The organism is Pseudomonas sp. 06C 126 (genome assembly GCF_001855215.1).
Taxonomy (GTDB): Bacteria; Pseudomonadota; Gammaproteobacteria; order Pseudomonadales; family Pseudomonadaceae; genus Aquipseudomonas; species Aquipseudomonas proteolytica.
This window is the reverse complement of record NZ_MIFU01000072.1, coordinates 95,125-113,845: the sequence shown is the minus strand read 5'-3', so window position 1 is coordinate 113,845 and position 18,721 is coordinate 95,125. Positions and strand designations below refer to the sequence as shown.

At 61.3% G+C, this 18,721-nt stretch carries 12 protein-coding genes; 6 read left to right on the top strand and 6 right to left on the bottom strand.

Annotated elements, in window-relative coordinates; translation table 11 throughout:
- Window positions 1–52: 52 nt before the first annotated feature.
- Entirely contained in the window at window positions 53–1,513 is a 1,461-nt protein-coding gene (dacB, locus tag BHC62_RS08355) for a D-alanyl-D-alanine carboxypeptidase/D-alanyl-D-alanine-endopeptidase (RefSeq protein WP_029298225.1), read from the bottom strand.
- Window positions 1,514–1,750: 237 nt separating this feature from the next.
- Here dacB and BHC62_RS08350 point away from each other — a divergent pair, with 237 nt between their 5' ends.
- Window positions 1,751–2,095, top strand: a complete 345-nt coding sequence (locus tag BHC62_RS08350) for a YggL family protein (RefSeq protein WP_003219101.1) — start codon at window positions 1,751–1,753, stop codon at window positions 2,093–2,095.
- 51 nt (window positions 2,096–2,146) lie between these two features.
- On the opposite strand, the gene BHC62_RS08345 is transcribed toward BHC62_RS08350, so the two are convergent.
- Entirely contained in the window at window positions 2,147–3,337 is a 1,191-nt protein-coding gene (locus BHC62_RS08345; protein ID WP_029298221.1) for a benzoate/H(+) symporter BenE family transporter, read from the bottom strand.
- Window positions 3,338–3,691: 354 nt separating this feature from the next.
- On the opposite strand from BHC62_RS08345, the gene BHC62_RS08340 reads away from it, so the two are divergent.
- Window positions 3,692–4,456: a GntR family transcriptional regulator gene (locus BHC62_RS08340; protein WP_029298219.1), complete on the top strand. Its 765-nt coding sequence runs from the start codon at window positions 3,692–3,694 to the stop codon at window positions 4,454–4,456.
- Between the two features lie 64 nt (window positions 4,457–4,520).
- Here BHC62_RS08340 and guaD read toward each other — a convergent pair whose 3' ends face one another.
- The 4 genes from guaD to xdhA all read right to left on the bottom strand — a co-directional run bounded on the left by guaD (window position 4,521) and on the right by xdhA (window position 10,631).
- Window positions 4,521–5,825, bottom strand: coding sequence for a guanine deaminase (guaD, locus tag BHC62_RS08335; protein ID WP_070994728.1), 1,305 nt, complete (start codon window positions 5,823–5,825; stop codon window positions 4,521–4,523).
- Window positions 5,826–5,832: 7 nt separating this feature from the next.
- On the bottom strand, window positions 5,833–6,675 hold the full coding sequence (gene xdhC, locus BHC62_RS08330) for a xanthine dehydrogenase accessory protein XdhC (RefSeq protein ID WP_070994727.1): 843 nt from the start codon (window positions 6,673–6,675) through the stop codon (window positions 5,833–5,835).
- 115 nt (window positions 6,676–6,790) lie between these two features.
- A complete protein-coding gene (gene xdhB, locus BHC62_RS08325; protein WP_070994726.1) occupies window positions 6,791–9,190 on the bottom strand; it encodes a xanthine dehydrogenase molybdopterin binding subunit in 2,400 nt (799 codons plus the stop codon).
- Window positions 9,183–10,631 carry a xanthine dehydrogenase small subunit gene (gene xdhA / locus BHC62_RS08320; protein ID WP_070994725.1) on the bottom strand — a complete coding sequence of 483 codons (1,449 nt, stop codon included), beginning with the start codon at window positions 10,629–10,631 and terminating at the stop codon, window positions 9,183–9,185. Before xdhA ends, xdhB begins: the two co-directional genes overlap by 8 nt.
- A 267-nt stretch (window positions 10,632–10,898) precedes the next feature.
- Between xdhA and BHC62_RS08315 the strand changes: the two genes are divergently transcribed.
- The 4 genes from BHC62_RS08315 to ligA all read left to right on the top strand — a co-directional run bounded on the left by BHC62_RS08315 (window position 10,899) and on the right by ligA (window position 18,612).
- Complete coding sequence (locus BHC62_RS08315; RefSeq protein ID WP_070994724.1) at window positions 10,899–11,558, top strand: GntR family transcriptional regulator; 660 nt, start codon at window positions 10,899–10,901, stop codon at window positions 11,556–11,558.
- Between the two features lie 2 nt (window positions 11,559–11,560).
- On the top strand, window positions 11,561–15,049 hold the full coding sequence (gene smc / locus BHC62_RS08310) for a chromosome segregation protein SMC (RefSeq protein ID WP_029298206.1): 3,489 nt from the start codon (window positions 11,561–11,563) through the stop codon (window positions 15,047–15,049).
- Window positions 15,050–15,302: 253 nt separating this feature from the next.
- The gene (zipA, locus tag BHC62_RS08305; RefSeq protein ID WP_029298204.1) at window positions 15,303–16,166 is read left to right on the top strand and encodes a cell division protein ZipA; all 864 of its coding nucleotides are present in this window, start codon (window positions 15,303–15,305) and stop codon (window positions 16,164–16,166) included.
- Between the two features lie 88 nt (window positions 16,167–16,254).
- On the top strand, window positions 16,255–18,612 hold the full coding sequence (gene ligA, locus BHC62_RS08300; RefSeq protein ID WP_070994723.1) for an NAD-dependent DNA ligase LigA: 2,358 nt from the start codon (window positions 16,255–16,257) through the stop codon (window positions 18,610–18,612).
- The last annotated feature ends 109 nt before the right edge of the window (window positions 18,613–18,721 follow it).

The window sequence follows — 18,721 nt, the reverse complement described above, 5'->3', positions numbered from 1 at the left end:
GCCTGCTTGCCACAGTAAGCCCGCTGGCAAAGCCACAATCACAACAGGCTGTTTATAGGCCTGGCGCGGCAGCCGCCAGCTTCGGCTGGCGATACAGGTCCAGCAATACCTGGTCCAGCACCGATGATGCACCCCACGGCTTCGGATCGTTGAGGATCGCCACCACTGCCCAGGTATTGCCATTGTTGTCGCGGCTGAAGCCGGCAATGGCGCGCACGGTGTTCAGGGTGCCGGTCTTGACGTGGGCTTCGCCGCGCAGGGCCGTGGTTTTCAGGCGCTTGCGCATGGTGCCGTCACTGCCGGCAATCGGCATCGAGCTGATGAATTCTGCCGCGTACGGGCTTCTCCAGGCGGCTTGCAGCATGGTCGCCATTTCCCGGGCGCTCACGCGTTCGGCACGGGACAGGCCGGAGCCGTTTTCCATCACCAGGTGCGGTGCCGTTATGCCTTTTTTCGCCAGCCACTGACGGACCACGCGTTGCGCCGCCTTGGCATCGTCGCCGTCGGCATCGTTGCGGTATTGCGCGCCGAGGCTGAGGAACAGTTGCTGGGCCATGGTGTTGTTACTGTATTTATTGATGTCGCGAATGATCTCTGCCAGGTCCGGGGAGAACGCACGGGCCAGGACCTTGGCGGTTTTCGGCACCGGGGCCAGTACGTCGCGGCCCTGGATAGTGCCGCCCAGCTCTTTCCAGATCGCCCGCACGGCACCGGCGGTGTAGGTGGCATGGTCGAGCAGCGACAGATACGTCTGCGAGCTGCAGCCGTCGCCCAACTGGCCGCTGACCGTCACGGTGACGCTGCCATCGGCGGCGGTGACCGGGTTGTAGCGCACGTCACCGGTGCACTGCTTGGCGTTGGTGGCCTTGACCTGATTGTCGATCTGGATGCTGGCAATCGGCGGTTCGACCGAAACCAGCACCCGGCCCGAGTCATTGCGGGTGACGAAACGCAGGGCCTTGAGGTTGACCAGCAGGGCGTCCGGCTTGACCAGGAATGGTTTGTTGGCATCGTTGCCGTCGTCGTTGAATTCCGGCAATTGCGGCTGGATGAAGAAACCACGATCCAGTACCAGGTCGCCGGTCACTTGCTGTACGCCATTGGCGCGCAGGTCGCGCATCAGCAGCCAGAGTTTCTCCATGTTCAACTTGGGATCGCCACCGCCCTTGAGGTACAGGTTGCCCCGCAGGACGCCGCCGCTCAGGGTGCCGTCGGTATAGAACTCGGTCTTCCACTGATGGTTGGGGCCGAGCATTTCCAGGGCGGCATAGGTGGTGACCAGCTTCATGGTGGATGCCGGGTTGACCGAAACGTCAGCGTTGAACACCGTGGCGGTCCCGGGGCCATTGAGCGGAATCATCACCAGGGACAGCGCATTGTTCTGCAGCTTGGCTTTCTGCAGGGCTTCCTGGACTTTAGGTGGCAAGGTGGTATTGATCGGTGCGGCGGTGACGGAGAGGGCCAGGGGCAAGAGGAAACTGGCGAGTAACAATGGACGCAAGGATTTGATCATAAGAAGTAAGACCCTACTGCATAGGAGGGTGAATGTAGCGGGGGCTATGTAAGAAAATCCCCCAGTGGTCATGAAAGTGTCGGCATTATGCCCCAAGGTGGGGCTACTTGTGCCTCAACGATAGCTGCAAATGGCGGTTTTTTTTAGCCCTGACGTGCCACCCGTCTTGGATTGCCGGGCATTCAGCGCCTTAAACTGGTAGAGTGCCGGCCGTTAATACTTAAGAGGATTGTTCCAATGGCGACTAACCGTTCCCGGCGTCTGCGCAAAAAACTGTGCGTTGATGAATTTCAAGAGCTGGGTTTCGAACTGAACCTGGACTTCAAAGAAGGTTTGGACGATGAAGCGGTTGACGCTTTCCTCGAAGCATTCCTGACTGAAGCGATGGACGGCAATGGCCTGGACTACGTTGGCGGTGATGACTTCGGTCTGGTCTGCAAAGCCACCCGTGGTTCGGTCAACGAAGAACAGCGTGCCGCTGTTGAAGCGTGGTTGAAGGCTCGTCCAGAGCTGACCCGCGTTGAAGTCAGCGCACTGCTGGACGCCTGGCACCCAGAAAAGCCGATCAACCCGGCTGTCTGATGGCATGAAAAAGCGACCCGCCCGGGTCGCTTTTTCGTTTCAGGGTAATTATCAGGCCTTGCGCCAGTTCAGAATCACCAGCGTCAACACCCCCGCCACAATCCCCCAGAATGCCGAACCGATGGAGAACAGCGTCAGCCCCGACGCCGTGACCATAAAGGTGATCAGCGCTGCTTCCCGTTCCTTGGGCTCATTCATGGCAACGCTCAGGCCATTGATGATCGAGCCAAACAGCGCCAACGCCGCGATCGACAGCACCAGCTCCTTTGGCAGTGCGGCGAACAAGGCCGCCAACGTGGCGCCAAATACCCCGGCGACCCCGTAGAAAATCCCGCACCACACGGCGGCGGTGTAGCGCTTGTTGCGATCCTCATGGGCGTGGGGCCCGGTGCAGATGGCCGCACTGATGGCGGCCAGGTTGATACCGTGGGAACCAAACGGGGCCAGCACCAGCGAGGCCAGGCCGGTGGTGGTGATCAGCGGTGAGGCCGGCACGTCGTAGCCATCGGCACGCAGGACCGCGACCCCCGGCATGTTCTGCGAGGTCATCGCCACCACGAACAGCGGAATTCCGATGCTGATGGTCGCCGCCAGGGAGAAGTGCGGCGTGGTCCATACCGGCGTCGCTACTTCCAGGCTGAACCCGCTGAAGTCCAGCAGCCCCATCAGCCCGGACAAGGCAGTGCCGATCAACAGCGCGGCCAGCACCGCATAACGGGGCGACAGGCGCTTGATGATCAAGTAGGTAAAGAACATGCCCAGCACCAGGGCGGTGCGGTGCTGCGCGGCGACGAAAATTTCGCTGCCGATCTTGAACAGAATCCCGGCCAGCAGCGCGGCGGCCAGCGAAGCGGGAATCTTCTTGACCAGCTTTTCAAAGCTGCCGGTGAGGCCGCAGATCGTCACCAGCACCGCGCAGGTGATGTAGGCGCCGATAGCCTCGCCGTAACTGACCCCGCCCAGGCTGGTGATTAAAAGTGCCGCGCCGGGGGTCGACCAGGCGATGGTGATGGGCGTGCGGTAACGCAGGGACAAGCCGATGCTGCACACCGCCATGCCGATGGAGATCGCCCAGATCCATGAGGAGATTTGCCCGGTGGTCAGGCCGGCAGCCTGGCCGGCCTGGAACATCAGCACCAGCGAGCTGGTGTAGCCGGTCATCATGGCGATAAAGCCGGCAACGATGGCCGAGGGCGAAGTGTCGGCCAGTGGGCGCAGGGGCGCCTGGGTCGCGTCGGTCATGGAAAAGTCTTCCTTGTACCCGGCAACTTGTAGGCGCCGGCTTGCGGGCGAAGATCTTCAGGGATGGCGCGGGCATTCTGGTGGAAGGCGGCGCTCTTAGGTTCTTCGCGAGCAAGCTCGCTCCTACAGGGGCATCGGGGCAGCATTGATGGGTGGGGAAATCGTGGAATCAAGCCTAAACTCAAACGTAACTGACTGTTGCAATACAGCCGGCCGCGCAAACAGCCGTACAGTGTGTTGGCGCAACGGGTTGTGTACAATGTGCGCTGTTTTTACGCGATACTTGCCAGCGACCCGCTGTACCTTTATTACAGTCAACGTCAATTCGCCGCCGTTCTCCCGACCCGAGTGCCCATGAACGAACAGTTGCAGCCCCTCAAGAAACAGCCGCGAGCCGGTAAGGCCGGTCGCAGTGGAACCCAGGACGATATCGTTTACGCGCATATCTTCGAGGCCATCCTCGAACAACGCCTGGCGCCCGGTACCAAATTGAGTGAAGAAGCACTGGGCGAGATCTTTGGCGTCAGCCGCACCATCATCCGCCGCGCCTTGTCGCGCCTGGCCCATGAAGGCGTGGTGTTGCTGCGCCCCAATCGTGGTGCGGTCGTGGCAAGCCCTAGTGTCGAGGAAGCCCGCCAGGTGTTCCTGGCCCGGCGTCTGGTGGAGCGGGCAATCACCGAACTGGCGGTGCAGCATGCATCGACCGAAGAGCTGGCCGAACTGCGCCAGATGGTCAACGACGAGCGCGACAGCTTCTCCCGCGGGGACCGCGGCGCGGGTATCCGGCTATCCGGCGAGTTCCACCTGAAACTGGCCGAGGCGGCAAAGAATGCCCCGCTGATCAGCTTCCAGCGCAGCCTGGTGTCCCAGACCTCGCTGATCATCGCCCAGTATGAAAGCGGCAACCGCTCGCACTGTTCCTATGACGAACACACCCAGTTGATCGACGCGATCGAGGCCCGGGACTCGGCGTTGGCGGTGAACCTGATGATGCATCACATGGATCACATCGACAGCAAGCTCAACCTCGATGAGGAAAGCGCGTCGGATGATTTGCATGCGGTGTTCTCGCATCTGCTGCAAACCAAGAAGCCGGGCCGCTCCTCGATCAAGCTGTAAACCCGATCAAACTGTGTAGGCGCTGGCAAGCCAGCTCCTACAGGGTTTTGTGGTGTTCTTTGGGTCAGCGTTGGTGCACCAGATTGCCCGCTGCATAGGTCTGCATCACCGCCCGATCATCCCCCAGCGTCATCAGTACAAACAACGTCTCGGCAATGTTATTGGCCTGCTTCAAGCGATAGCTGAGCAGGGGCGTGGCGTTGTAGTCCAGTACCAGGAAATCTGCATCGGTGCCCGGCTGCAAGCTGCCGATCTTGTCTTCCAGGCGCAGCGCTTTTGCACCGCCCAAGGTCGCCAGGTACAGCGATTTGAACGGGCTCAACCGTGCGCCCTGCAATTGCATGACCTTGTAGGCTTCGTTCAGCGTCTGCAGCAGCGAGAAGCTGGTGCCGCCCCCTACATCTGTGCCCAGGCCTACGTTGAGTTTGTGCTTCTCGGCCATCGGCAGGTTGAACAAGCCGCTGCCCAGGAAGAAGTTCGACGTCGGGCAGAACGCCACGGCTGAACCGGCTTCGGCCAGCCGCGCGCACTCGTCGTCGCACAGGTGCACGCCGTGGGCGAATACCGAGCGTTCCCCCAGCAGCTTGTAGTGGTCGTACACATCCAGGTAGCCACTGCGCTCTGGGAACAACTCCTTGACCCATTGCACTTCCTGCAGGTTTTCACTGATGTGAGTCTGCATGTACAGGTCCGGGTATTCCCCCAGCAATTGGCCGGCGAGGGTCAGTTGTTCCGGTGTGCTGGTGGGGGCGAAGCGCGGTGTTACGGCGTAGTGCAAGCGGCCCTTGCCGTGCCAGCGCTCGATCAGCGCCTTGCTTTCCTGGTAGCCGGACTCGGCGGTGTCGGTCAGGTAGTCCGGTGCATTGCGGTCCATCATCACCTTGCCGGCGATCATGCGCAGGTCGAGCTTCTCGGCGGCTTCAAAGAATGAGTTCACCGATTGCGGATGCACGCTGCCGAACACCAGGGCAGTGGTGGTGCCGTTGCGCAGCAGTTCCTTGATAAAGATATCCGCGACTTCTTCGGCGTGGGCCTTGTCGGCGAACTGGCTTTCGCAAGGGAAGGTGTAGGTGTTCAGCCAATCCAGCAGTTGTTCGCCGTAGGCACCGACCATGCCGGTTTGCGGCAGGTGGATGTGGGTGTCGATCAGGCCGGGAGTGATCAGCGCATCCTGGTAATGGGTGATTTCGATGTCGGCGGGCAGCGTCGGCAGCAGGTCGCTGGCGTGCCCGAGGGCACTGATCTGGCCGTTGTCGATCACCAGCAGGCCGTCTTCGAAATACTCATAGGAGGCTTCGATCCCGACGATGGCCGGGTCGGCGAGGCTGTGCAGGATGGCGGCACGGTAGGCTTTGCGAGTCAAAGGCATGGTCGTCTCAATTGATAGCTTGGCTGCGGCGCGAAACCGGCAGCAGTTTGGCAATGGGTTCGGCACTCGCGGTGTGCTGGCCGAAGTTGGCGTTATAGGTGGCGATGATCTCGCCGGCGATGGAGATGGCGATTTCCACCGGCAGTTTGCCCTTCACCTCGGTGAGGCCCATGGGGCAGCGCATGCGTTGCAACTGTGTGGCCTCGAAGCCGCGCTCACGCAGGCGGTGTTCGAACTTGACGCGCTTGGTCTGCGAGCCGATCAGGCCAAAGTAGGCAAAGTCATTGCGCTTGAGCAGGGCGGCGGTCAGTTCCAGGTCTAGCTGATGATTGTGGGTCATGACGATGCAATAACTGCCGGCGGGCAGGTCGGAAATTTCATCCACCGGCTCTTCGCTGACGATTTTACGCACGCCCTGGGGGATATGCTCCGGGAATTCCTGCTCCCGCGAATCGATCCAGCGCACCCGGCACGGGAGGCTGGCCAGCAGCGGCACCAGCGCGCGGCCGACATGGCCGGCGCCGAATACGGCAATCTGCGCCTGCACCTGGCCCATGGGTTCGAACAGCAGCACGGTCACGCCGCCACAGCACTGGCCGAGGCTGGCGCCCAGACTGAAGCGCTCCAGGTGGGTGTTGTGCTGGCCACGCACGAGCATGTCGCGGGCGATCTGCATGGCCTTGTATTCCAGGTGGCCGCCGCCGATGGTGTCGAAGGTGTGGGTGGCGCTGACGACCATCTTGGAGCCTGAGTTGCGTGGCGTGGAGCCCAGCTCTTCGATGATGGTTACCAGCACGCAGGGCTCGCCCTGGGTTTGCAGGTTGGCGAGGGCACTGATCCAGTTGTTCATGTCTACCTCAACATTTCTGTTGTCAGTTCGGCCGTCATCGCGGGCAAGCCCGCTCCCACAGGGGAATGCATTCCAAATGTGGGAGCTGGCTTGCCTGCGATGGCAGCACCTCGGTCTAGAGCGAAGCCATCTCGGCCTGTGCCTCAACCGCCTTCGCCGCCTGCAACTGCCGCATCTGCTCACAGCCCCACAACACCCGCTCCGGCGTGGCCGGTGCATCGATCTTGGGTTGATGGCGATAGTCACCCAGGCTCGCTACGGCATCCTTGATCGCGCACCACGAGGCAATCCCGAGCATGAACGGCGGTTCACCCACGGCCTTGGAGTGGAACACCGTGTCTTCCGGGTTCTTGCGGTTTTCCACCAACTTCACCCGCAAATCCAGGGGCATGTCCGCCACTGCCGGGATCTTGTAGCTGGCCGGGCCATTGGTCATCAGCTTGCCCTTGTTGTTCCACACCAGCTCTTCCATGGTCAGCCAGCCCATGCCCTGGATAAAACCGCCCTCGACCTGGCCGATATCGATGGCCGGGTTCAGCGAGGCGCCCACATCGTGGAGGATGTCGGTGCGCAGCATCTTGTATTCGCCGGTCAGGGTATCGACGATCACTTCGCAGCAAGCCGCGCCGAAGGCGAAGTAGTAGAACGGTCGGCCCCGTGCCTGGCTGCGGTCGTAGAAGATTTTCGGGGTCTTGTAGAACCCGGTACTCGACAGCGAGACCTGGGCGAAATACGCCTGCTGGATCAGCTCCTCAAAGGTCAGGATCTGCTCGCGCACCCGCACATGGCCGTTGTGGAACTCAACGTCGGCCTCGCTGACGTCGTATTTGCGCGCGGCAAATTCCACCAGGCGTTGCTTGATGGTCTCGGCGGCGTTCTGCGCGGCCTTGCCGTTAAGGTCGGCACCGCTGGAGGCGGCGGTCGGCGAGGTGTTGGGCACCTTGTCGGTATTGGTCGCGGTGATCTGCACCCGGTCGATTTCCACCTGGAAAATCTCGGCCACCACCTGCGCGACCTTGATGTTCAAGCCCTGGCCCATTTCGGTGCCGCCGTGGTTCAGGTGGATGCTGCCGTCGGTGTAGATATGGATCAACGCGCCGGCCTGGTTGAGGAAGCTGGCGGTGAACGAAATGCCGAACTTGACCGGGGTCAGCGCCAGGCCTTTTTTCAGGATCGGGCTGTTGGCGTTATAGCGGCGAATGGCTTCGCGGCGCTCGGCGTATTGGCTGCTGGCTTCCAGTTCGGCGGTCATCTCTTCGAGCATGTTGTGCTCGACGGTCTGGTAGTAATGGGTGACGTTGCGCTCGGTCTTGCCATAGTAGTTGGCCTTGCGCACGGCCAGCGGGTCCAGCGCCAGATGGCGGGCGATGGCGTCCATCACTTCCTCGATCGCTACCATGCCTTGGGGGCCACCGAAGCCACGGTACGCGGTATTGGACGCGGTGTTGGTCTTGCAGCGATGGCCGTTGACCGTGGCGTCGCCCAGGTAATACGAATTGTCGGAGTGGAACATCGCACGGTCGACAATCGAGTTGGACAGGTCCGGTGAGCAACCACAGTTACCGGCCAGGTCCAGGTTGATCCCGTGCAGGCGCCCGGTGTCGTCGAAGCCCACGTCGTATTCGATATAGAAGGGGTGGCGCTTGCCGGTCATCAGCATGTCTTCGACACGCGGCAGGCGCATCTTGGTCGGCTGGCCGGTCAGGCGCGCAACCACCGCACACAGGCATGCCGGGCTGGCGGCCTGGGTTTCCTTGCCGCCGAAACCACCGCCCATGCGGCGCATATCGACGACGATCTTGTTCATCGACACGTCCAGCACTTCGGCCACCAGCTTCTGCACTTCGGTGGGGTTCTGGGTGGAGCAGTAGACGATCATGCCGCCGTCTTCGGTGGGCATCACCGAGGAGATCTGGGTTTCCAGGTAGAAGTGTTCCTGACCACCGATATGCAGGGTGCCCTGGATACGGTTTTTCGCGCTCGCCAGGGCGCCTGCCGAATCACCGCGCTGGTGGGTGTGGCTGTCCAGCACGAAGTGTTTTTTGCGAAAGGCCTCGACCACATCCAGCACCGGCTCCAGGTCTTCGTATTCGATCACCGCCGCCATGGCGGCCTTGCGCGCGGTCTCCAGGTCGCGGGCGGCGACGGCCAGCACCACCTGGCCGACAAACTGCACGGTATCGATGGCCAGCAACGGGTCGCCGGGCATCAGCGGGCCGATGTCTTTCAGGCCCGGCACGTCTTCGTGGGTGATGACGATCCGCACACCCTCGAAGGCGTAGCACGGCGCGGTGTCGATACTGAGAATACGGGCGTGGGCGCGGTCGGACATGCGCGCATACAGGTGCAACTGGTTGGGGAATTCCAGGCGGTCATCGATGTACTGCGCTTCGCCCGACACATGCTTGGCGGCGCTGTCATGCTTGACGCTACGCCCGACCCCGGACGTCAGGTCCTGAGCAAACAGCGTGGCCATTTCGGCTTGGGTTTTTACCACGGCGTGATGATTAGACATAAGCGGTCACCCGAGTCTCGATGTGCGGTGTTTGCAGCTCGATGAAGTATTTACGCAGCAGGTTCTGCGCGCTGAGCAGGCGGTATTCCTTGCTCGCACGGAAGTCCGACAGCGGGGTGAAATCTTCGGCCAGGGCGGCGCAGGCTTTCTCCACCGTGGCGCTGTTCCAGGTGGCGCCGATCAGTACCGCTTCGCAGTGTTGCGCACGTTTGGGCGTGGCGGCCATGCCGCCGAAAGCCACGCGGGCATCGCTGATCACGCCGTTGTCGAGCTTCAGGTTGAAGGCCGCGCATACCGCGGAAATGTCATCGTCCAGGCGCTTGGAAACCTTGTAGGCGCGGAACAGCGCATGGCCCTTGGGCACGATGATTTTCTCGATGAACTCGCTGTCCTGGCGGGCGGTGACGCGGTAGTCGATGAAATAGTCTTCCAGGGCCAGGGTACGGCGCACGTTGCCCTTGCATAGCACGATCTGCGCGCCAAGGGCGATCAGCAGCGGCGGCGAGTCACCGATGGGCGAGGCGTTGCCGATATTGCCACCGAGGGTGCCCTGGTTGCGGATTTGCAGAGACGCGAAGCGGTGCAGCAGGTCGCCGAAATCGGGGTATTCGTGGTGCAACGCGCTGTAGCAGTCGGAGAGGGCGGTGGCGGCGCCGATTTCCAGGCGGTCGTCAAAGGTCTCGATGCGTTTCATGGCTTCGATGTTGCCGACGTAAATCATCACCGGCAGTGTGCGGTGGAACTGGGTGACTTCCAGCGCCAGGTCGGTGCCGCCGGCCAGCAGTCGGGCTTGGGGATAGGCGTCGTAGAGGTCGGCCAGGTCGGCGACGGTCAAGGGCACCAGGCAGCGCTTGTCGCCGCTGTTCAGCTCGCCGGTTTGCGTCGGTGCGATGGACTTGAGGCGGGCAATGGTTTGCGCCTCACGGCTGTCGAACTGGTCCTGGGGCTTGTTGCAACAGGCTTGTTCGGCGGCGGCCAGGATCGGGCGGTAGCCGGTGCAGCGGCACAGGTTGCCGGCCAGGGCTTCGTGGGCCTTGGCGCTGTCCGGGGCGTCGCTGTTTTTTTGCAGGGCAAACAGCGACATCACAAAACCTGGGGTGCAAAAGCCGCATTGCGAGCCATGGCATTCGACCATCGCCTGTTGCACGCTGTGCAGTTGGCCCTGGTGCTTGAGGTCTTCGACAGTGATCAGTTGCTTGCCGTGCAGGGACGAGACAAAGGTCAGGCACGAATTGAGGCTGCGATAGCGAACCTGTTCGGCGCCTTGCTCGTCGGTCTGCAGCTCACCCACCACCACAGTGCAGGCGCCACAGTCGCCGCTGGCGCAGCCTTCCTTGGTTCCGGATTTGCCCAGGTGCTCACGCAGATAGTTGAGCACAGTCAGGTTCGGGTCCAGGGCATGCTCGCTACGGAGCTCCTGGTTTAGTAAAAACTGGATCACGGAAGGCCTCGCAGACTCATTATTGTTGTTAACCGCTTTGCGCCGAATCTAGTCATGTCTGACTTTTCGGTCAACGATTTTCTGACCGAAAGGTCAAGAAAGTGCGATTGCAACACCTTTGATTATGGTTCAGATCCTTGTAACCGCCGTTTCAAGCGGTGCCTGGGCTTTATCGTCTGCTTATTTCATGCCAAATTCGGCGTTGTCGGCCCAGCGATTGCGCTACACTGCCGCCCTTGTACCGATAGAAGATTTTGAAGGGAAAACATGACGTTCAAGGCGCCGGACAGTCTCGCCGAGCAAATCGCTCACCACCTTGCCGAGCGCATTATTCGCGGCGATCTCAAGCCTGGGGAGCGGATCCAGGAACAGAAAGTCACGCTGGCACTCAATGTCAGTCGTGGCTCAGTGCGCGAAGCGTTGCTGATCCTCGAGCGCCGGCACCTTATCGCCATCTTGCCGCGCCGTGGTGCACACGTCACCGAGCTCACCGCGCACAAGGTGCAGAGCCTGTGCACGCTGATGAGCGAGCTGTACATCCTGCTGGGCAACGCGGTCGCCGAAGGCTGGCAGACCCAGGCCGACATGGCGCCCTTCGTGCAGATCCAGCAACGGCTGGTGAGCAATTTCGAGCGCGAGGACATCCGCGCCTTCGTCGAAGAATGCTTCAACGTGATGCGCGCCGCGTACCCCTTCGCCCATAACCCGTACCTGCAGGAAACCGTCGAGAACCTGCAGCCGGCGATGAACCGCGCCTATTACCTGGCCCTGGATCAGCGCAAGGCCTCCATGAGCGAGTACCTGGCGCTGTTCGAGCAACTGCTCGCCGCCGTACTGGCCCGTGACCTGCCGCAAATTCGCCAGGTGCTGTCGGCCTACTGCCAGCGCAGCAGCTCGTTGGTTATCGCAGCCCTGGCGGACGCCTAAGCGTGCGGCTCAAGTGCATCAAACTGGCGGGGTTCAAATCCTTCGTCGACCCGACCACGGTGAACTTCCCCAGTAATATGGCGGCAGTGGTCGGGCCCAATGGTTGCGGCAAGTCGAACATCATCGACGCCGTCCGTTGGGTGATGGGCGAGAGCTCGGCAAAGAACCTGCGTGGCGAGTCGATGACCGATGTCATCTTCAACGGTTCCACCAGCCGCAAGCCGGTGAGCCAGGCCAGCATCGAACTGGTGTTCGACAACTCCGACGGCACGCTGATTGGCGAGTACGCGGCGTATGCGGAAATTTCCATCCGCCGCAAAGTCACGCGCGACAGCCAGAACAGTTACTTCCTCAATGGCACCAAGTGCCGGCGCCGGGACATTACCGATATTTTCCTCGGCACCGGCCTGGGCCCGCGCAGCTACTCGATCATCGAGCAGGGCATGATCTCCAAGCTGATCGAAGCCAAGCCCGAGGACCTGCGCAACTTTATCGAGGAAGCGGCCGGCATCTCCAAGTACAAGGAGCGCCGTCGCGAGACCGAAAACCGTATCCGCCGCACCCACGAAAACCTGGCACGCCTGACTGACCTGCGCGAAGAGCTGGAGCGCCAGTTGGAGCGCCTGCACCGCCAGGCCCAGGCTGCCGAGAAATACCAGGAATACAAAGGCGAAGAACGCCAGCTCAAGGCGCAACTCTCGGCGCTGCGCTGGCAGGCCTTGAATGACCAGGTGGGCCAGCGCGAAGCGATCATCGGCACCCAGGAAATCAGCTTCGAAGCCCTGGTGGCCGAACAACGCAACGCCGATGCGAGCATCGAACGCCTGCGCGACGGTCACCATGACCTGTCCGAGCGCTTCAACCTGGTGCAGGGCCGCTTCTATTCGGTGGGCGGCGACATTGCGCGGGTCGAGCAGAGCATCCAGCACGGCCAGCAGCGCTTGCGCCAGTTGCAGGATGACCTCAAGGAAGCGGAGCGGGCGCGGCTGGAAACCGAATCCCACCTGGGCCATGACCGCACCTTGCTGCTGACCCTCGGGGAGGAGCTGGACATGCTCACCCCCGAGCAGGAAATCACCAGCGCCGCCGCCGAAGAAGCCGCCGCCGCCCTGGAAGAATCCGAAACTACCATGCACGGCTGGCAGGAGCAGTGGGACGCTTTCAACCTGCGCTCCGCCGAACCGCGTCGCCAGGCTGAGGTGCAGCAATCACGCATCCAGCAACTGGAAACCAGCATGGAACGCTTGGCCGAGCGCCAGCGCCGGGTCCTGGAGGAGCGCGCGTTGCTCGCCTCTGCTCCGGAAGACGCGGCGATCATGGCGCTGAGCGAGCAGTTGGCCGAAAGCGAAATGACCCTGGAAGAGCTGGAGGCCAGCGAAGAACAGCAAGTTGAGCGCCTGGAACAATTGCGCCAGGAGCTGCAACAGGCGACCCAGGCGCAGCAGCAGGCCCAAGGTGATTTGCAGCGCCTCAATGGGCGCCTGGCCTCCCTCGAGGCCTTGCAGCAAGCCGCATTGGACCCAGGCACCGGCACCGCCGAATGGCTGCGCGACCAGCACTTGGCCGAGCGCCCGCGCCTGGCTGAAGGCTTGAAGGTTGAAGCCGGTTGGGAACTGGCCGTGGAAACCGTGCTGGGTGCGGACTTGCAGGCCGTGTTGGTGGACGATTTCGGCAGTTTTGATCTGGCGGGCTTTGCTCAAGGCGATTTGCGCCTGCTCAGCCCCGCAGCCGATGGCACCCGCGTGCCGGGCAGCCTGTTGGATAAAGTCGAGGCGCAGATTGATCTGTCGCCATGGCTGGGCCTGGTAAAACCGGTGGATTCCCTGGAGCAGGCCTTGGCGTTGCGAGGCCAATTGGCCTCTGGCGAAAGCCTGATCAGCCGCGACGGCTACTGGGTTGGCCGGCACTTTTTGCGGGTGCGTCGCGCCAGTGAAGCCGAAAGTGGCGTATTGGCCCGTGGCCAGGAAATCGTCAACCTGAGTGCCGAGCGCGAAGAGCGCGAGGCCACTCTTGAGGCCTTGGAAACCCAACTGCAAACCCTGCGCGCCACCCAGCGCCAACAAGAGACCGGCCGCGAACATTTGCGTCGCCTGTTGCAGGACGAAGCGCGCCAGCAGGGCGAATTGAAAGCCCAGCTTTCCGCCAGCAAGGCCAAGGCCGAACAATTGACCCTGCGTCGTACCCGGCTCGATGAAGAAGTGGCCGAGATGGGCGAGCAGCGCGCCCTTGAACACGAGCAAGTCGGTGAAGCGCGCCTGCAGTTGCAGGAGGCCCTCGACAGCATGGCCCTCGACACCGAGCAGCGCGAGCTGTTGCTGGCCCAGCGTGACAGCCTGCGCGAGCGCCTCGACCGGGTACGCCAGGAAGCGCGCCAGCACAAGGACCACGCCCATCAGTTGGCCGTGCGCCTCGGCTCGTTGCGCGCCCAGCACGACTCCACGCGCCAGGCTCTGGAACGCCTGGAGATGCAATCCGAACGGCTGACGGAAAAACGCGAGCAACTGAGCCTCAACCTGGAGGAGGGTGAAGCGCCGCTGGAAGAGCTGCGCTTGAAGCTCGAAGAGTTGCTCGACAAACGCATGAGCGTCGACGAAGAACTCAAGACTGCACAAATCGCCATGGAAGACGCCGACCGCGAACTGCGCGATGCAGAAAAGCGCCGGACCCAGGCCGAGCAGCAATCGCAATTGATCCGCGGCCAACTCGAGCAGCAGCGCATGGAATGGCAAGCCCTCACGGTGCGCCGCAAAACCTTGCAGGACCAATTGCTGGAAGATGGCTATGACCTGCACGGCGTACTCAATACCTTGACCGCCCAGGCCAACGAGAAAGAAGCCGAAGAAGAACTTGAGCGCATTGCTGCACGTATCCAACGACTCGGCGCGATCAACCTCGCGGCCATCGATGAATACCAGCAGCAGTCCGAGCGTAAACGTTATCTGGATGCCCAGGACGCCGATCTGGTGGAAGCCCTGGACACTTTGGAAAACGTCATTCGCAAGATCGACAAGGAAACCCGTAACCGCTTCAAAGATACCTTTGATCAGATTAATAGCGGTTTACAGGCCTTATTCCCAAAAGTTTTCGGTGGTGGCAGCGCTTACTTGGAACTGACGGGCGAAGATCTACTCGATACAGGGGTAACGATCATGGCGCGGCCTCCGGGCAAGAAGAACAGCACCATCCATTTGTTGTCCGGCGGCGAGAAGGCCCTGACTGCATTGGCGTTGGTATTTGCCATCTTCAAGTTGAACCCGGCGCCGTTCTGCATGCTCGATGAAGTTGACGCGCCGCTGGATGACGCTAACGTTGGACGGTATGCCCGCCTGGTTAAAGAGATGTCCCAGACGGTGCAGTTCATCTATATCACCCACAACAAGATCGCCATGGAAATGGCCGATCAATTGATGGGGGTGACCATGCATGAGCCGGGCTGTTCGAGACTGGTGGCAGTGGATGTCGAAGAGGCGATGGCGATGGTGGAAAGTTAGCCGCAAGTTGCTAGCTTCAAACGGCAATAGCGTCGGCTTGAAGCTTATGGTTTGTAGCTTAATTCCTGCGTCAGCCGACACATTTTGCGCCAACTGTGTAAAGTTATCTTTGGTCGTGCTAGTTTAATGTCAATTTTTCGTATGCGTGGGCAAAACGTCAGTCAGAACATAGAGTTGGCGCCACGTTTTAAAGCGGTTTGCACGGTGCTAAACCCCTTATTTTTCAGCATTTTTTATAGAGGCAAGGGATTACATGGAAATCGGTCTGCGCGAGTGGCTGATCGTCATCGGCATTATTGTAATAGCCGGTATTCTTTTTGATGGCTGGCGCCGTATGCGCGGCGGCAAGGGCAAGCTGAAATTTCGCCTGGACCGTAACCTGTCGAATTTGCCCGACGACGACGGCGCTGCCGAGCTGCTAGGGCCACCCCGTGTCCTGGATACCCATAAAGAGCCACAGCTTGACGAGCATGACTTGCCGTCGATGAGCGCGCCGGTGCGTGAAGCCCGCGAGCCGTCGTCCAAGCGCGGCAAGCGTGGCAGCGCTGCCGTGGCCGAGCCCCATCAGGGTGACCTGAACCTCGACGTCGACGAAGGCCCGAGCTTCAGCAGCCGTGACGGCGACTTCCCGGATGAAAGCCCGGCCAAGAGCGCGCCGCGTGAGTCCACCAAGGATCAGCCGGCAGCTGAAGAAGTGCTGGTAATCAGCGTGATCTGCCGCGACTCGGCCGGTTTCAAGGGCCCGGCGTTGTTGCAGAACATCCTGGAAAGCGGCCTGCGTTTTGGCGAGATGGATATTTTCCACCGTCATGAAAGCATGGCGGGCAATGGCGAAGTGCTGTTCTCCATGGCCAATGCGGTCAAGCCGGGCACCTTCGACCTGGACGATATCGACCTGTTCAGCACTCCGGCGGTGAGCTTCTTCCTTGGCCTGCCAGGCCCGCGTCATCCGAAACAGGCGTTCGACGTCATGGTCGCCGCAGCCCGCAAGCTGTCCCAGGAGCTCAACGGCGAGCTCAAGGACGACCAGCGCAGCGTGCTGACCGCCCAGACCATCGAGCACTACCGTCAGCGCATCGTCGAGTTCGAGCGTCGTGCTCTGACACAGAAACGCTGAGGATTGGTCTTCAGCGTTGTCAGTAGAATTAAGCGCACTAACATATTGAGCAGCTTCGGCTGCTCTTTTGCTTTCTGAGAGAACACCCATGACCGCCGCCCATACCCGCATCCTCGAACTGCGCGCTGAACTGGATCAGCACAACTACCGTTACCACGTACTCGACGAACCGAGCATCCCGGACGCCGAGTACGATCGGTTGTTCCACGAACTCAAGGCGCTGGAAGCCGAGCATCCGGACCTGGTGACCCGCGACTCGCCCACGCAGCGGGTCGGTAGCGCGGCGTTGTCTGCGTTTACCCAGGTGCGCCACGAGATCCCGATGCTCAGCCTGGGCAACGCCTTTGATGAAACCACCATGCTGGAGTTTGATCGCCGGGTCACCGAGGGCCTCGACCTGCCGGTGGGCGATCTGTTTGGCGGTGGGGCGGCGGTGGAATACAGTTGTGAGCCCAAGCTTGATGGCCTGGCGGTCAGCCTGCTGTATCAGGACGGCGAACTGGTGCGCGGCGCGACCCGCGGCGATGGCACCACCGGCGAAGACATCAGCGTGAATGTGCGCACCGTGCGCAATATCCCGTTGAAGCTACACGGCACAGGTTGGCCGGCGACCCTGGAAGTGCGCGGTGAAGTATTCATGTCCAAGGCCGGTTTCGAGCGCTTGAATGCCACGCAACTGGAAGTCGGCGGCAAGACCTTCGCCAACCCGCGTAACGCGGCGGCGGGCAGCCTGCGCCAACTCGATTCGAAGATTACCGCCAGCCGGCCCTTGGAGTTCTGCTGCTACGGCGTGACCACGGATATCAGCGACACCCATATCGGCAACCTGCAGCAGTTGCAGAAGTGGGGCATGCCTATCAGCCATGAGCTGAAGCTGGCCAAGGGCATCGAGGATTGCCTGGAGTACTACCGCGATATCGGTGAGCGGCGTAACAGCCTGCCCTATGAAATCGACGGGGTTGTGTTCAAGGTCAACAGCATTGCCTATCAGCGTGAACTGGGCTTCCGCGCCCGCGAGCCGCGCTGGGCCATCGCCCATAAGTTTCCGGCAATGGAAGAACTGACCGAGTTGCTGGACGTTGAATTCCAGGTCGGCCGCACCGGCGCCGTGACGCCGGTAGCGCGCTTGAAACCGGTCAAGGTGGCTGGCGTCACCGTGTCCAATGCGACGTTGCACAACATGGACGAAGTGGCGCGCCTGGGCCTGATGATCGGTGACACCGTGATCATCCGCCGCGCGGGGGATGTGATCCCACAAGTCGTGTCGGTGGTTGCCGAGCGTCGCCCGGAAAACGCCCGCGCCGTGCAGATCCCACACAATTGCCCGGTGTGTGGATCCCACGTGGAGCGCACGCAACTGGTCAAGCGCAGCAAGGGCAAGGAAACCGTCAGCGAAGGCGCGGTGTATCGCTGTGTCGGGCGCCTGGCCTGTGGTGCGCAGCTCAAGCAGGCGATTATCCATTTCGTTTCGCGACGGGCGATGGATATCGATGGCTTGGGCGACAAGACCATCGAGCAGTTGGTCGATGAAAAGCTTATTGGCTCGCCGGCTGACCTGTACAAGCTCAAGTACGAGCAGATCATCGACCTGGAAGGCTTTGCCGATGTTTCCAGCAAGAAGCTGATCGCCGCCATTGAAAACAGCAAGACCCCGACCCTGGCCCGGTTTATCTACGCCTTGGGCATTCCCGATGTAGGTGAGGAAACCGCCAAGGTACTGGCGCGCTCCCTGGCGTCCCTTGAGCGCGTGCAGCAAGCCTTGCCGGAAGTGCTGACGTACTTGCCGGATGTGGGCCTGGAAGTGGCTCACGAGATCCACAGCTTCTTTGAAGACAGTCACAACCAGCAGGTGATTGGCGCGCTGCTGTCGCCGGACGAATGCGCGCTGGTGTTGCAGGATCAGGGCGAACTGAGCGCCGAGTTTGCCGCCAGCACCACCTTGGGCGGCTTTCTTGACAAGTTGCATGTGCCTTCCGTGGGGCCGGGGGCAGCGCAGAAACTGGCGGACAAGTTCGGCTCCCTGGAGGGCGTTATCCAGGCCGACTGGCTGGACATGCGCCAGGCGCTGCCGGAGAAGCAGGCCAAGGCGGTGCGGGAGTTCTTCGATAATCCGGAGAATGCCCGCCGCGCGTTGGCCATCGAGCAGCAGCTCAAGGACTTCGGCATGCACTGGCAGAGCGAGAAGAGGGTGGTCGAGGGCTTGCCTGAGGCGGGTCATACCTGGGTGCTGACGGGCTCGCTGGAGTTGATGAGCCGCGACGTGGCCAAGGAAAAGCTCGAAAGCCTGGGCGCCAAGGTGGCGGGTTCGGTCTCGGCGAAAACCCATTGCGTGGTCGCAGGGCCGGGCGCCGGGTCGAAGCTGGCCAAGGCCAGTGAGCTGGGGTTGAAGGTCTTGGACGAGGAGGCTTTCGTCGCCTTCCTGGCCAAGCACCACATCACTGTCTGATACCGGCCCGATCTTGTAGGAGCGAGCTTGCTCGCGAAAAACCTCAACGATAACGCGGGGTATCTGGTTCCCCGTGGCGGTCTCAGGTTCTTCGCGAGCCAGCTCGCTC